Source organism: Idiomarina sp. ST20R2A10 (assembly GCF_051842345.1).
GTDB lineage: Bacteria > Pseudomonadota > Gammaproteobacteria > Enterobacterales > Alteromonadaceae > Idiomarina > Idiomarina loihiensis.
In genome coordinates, this window is sequence record NZ_JBNIEY010000030.1 from 1 (window position 1) to 568 (window position 568).

1 tRNA gene is annotated in these 568 nt (G+C 50.7%); it reads left to right on the forward strand.

The window, feature by feature from the left end:
* Positions 1-327: 327 nt before the first annotated feature.
* A tRNA-Ala gene (locus ACP7H9_RS14195) sits at positions 328-403 on the forward strand.
* The last annotated feature ends 165 nt before the right edge of the window (positions 404-568 follow it).

Consider the following 568-nt stretch of genomic DNA (forward strand, 5'->3'; position numbering starts at 1 on the left):
AGCTCAGCTGGTTAGAGCGCACCCCTGATAAGGGTGAGGTCGGCAGTTCAAGTCTGCCCAGACCCACCATTTCTGCGCGATGGCTGCGTTGTTCGGGTATTCGCATACTGATGTATGCTTCACACCCTCTCGCCTTGCCCTCGCTTGAAATTCCCTTGTCAGGGCTGCCGCGATGTTGAGAAGAGGGTTTTCCCCGATGTCAGCACGCGCAGCATGAAGCTTCGAGAGCAAGGCGCACGTTGAGTGATTGAAGGAGCATACCTCGATGGTATGTGACTGATTGAACGAATCGCGCAACGCCGCTATCGAAACTTCAGGCAAGCATTCGGGGCCATAGCTCAGCTGGGAGAGCGCCTGCCTTGCACGCAGGAGGTCAGCGGTTCGATCCCGCTTGGCTCCACCATTTCTTCTCTTGTAACCGTTAGCGTTAAGCACTCTTTAATAAGAATGTTTACCGGTAACTCAGTGTTACGTGCTCTTTAACAACATGAAAAGCTGATTGTAATATTAAAAGTAAGAAATGCCACTCTACTTGAACAAACTGATTTGGTAGAGGCGTATCGAACTT